The 542-nt window shown below is 46.5% G+C and carries 1 protein-coding gene; it reads right to left on the bottom strand.

From position 1 onward, the window contains the following. The coding region (nadE, locus tag R7Z49_RS27105) for an ammonia-dependent NAD(+) synthetase (RefSeq protein ID WP_318112764.1) at positions 1–542 on the bottom strand (542 nt) is incomplete at its 5' end.

Genomic DNA, 542 nt, shown 5'->3' with positions numbered 1-542 from the left:
TTAGTCGTAAATCGTTGGGATTGGCTGACGCTTGTGCTGAGTTGCCTTGTAAATCGAAACCAAACGATCGACAACTTGTTGAGAAACTGGCTTACCTTCTAAGAAGTCGTCAATTTGCTCATAAGTTAGGTTTAGTGCATCTTCATCTGCTTTCTGCGGTGCCAGTTCTTCTAGGTCTGCGGTTGGCACTTTCTTCACTAACACCTCTGGCGCGCCCAACGTTGCGGCTACTTCGCGCACTTGACGTTTGTTCAAACCAAAAAGAGGGGCAAGGTCACACGCGCCATCACCAAATTTAGTGTAGAAACCAGTGATGTTTTCTGCAGAGTGGTCAGTACCTAACACCAAGCCACCGACGTAACCAGCGATCTCGTATTGAGCGATCATACGAGCACGTGCCTTTACGTTACCTTTTACAAAGTCTACTTTTGCCGCGTCTTCTGGCATTAGCCCTGTGCCTTCTAGTGCAATATTAGAAGCGGCATGCATACCATCAACACCTTGTTTGATGTTCACAGAGATAGAATGCGTAGGTTTAATGA

The organism is Vibrio sp. 1562 (assembly GCF_033340155.1).
Taxonomy (GTDB): Bacteria; Pseudomonadota; Gammaproteobacteria; order Enterobacterales; family Vibrionaceae; genus Vibrio; species Vibrio alginolyticus.
This window is presented reverse-complemented; position numbering and strand designations above follow the sequence as displayed.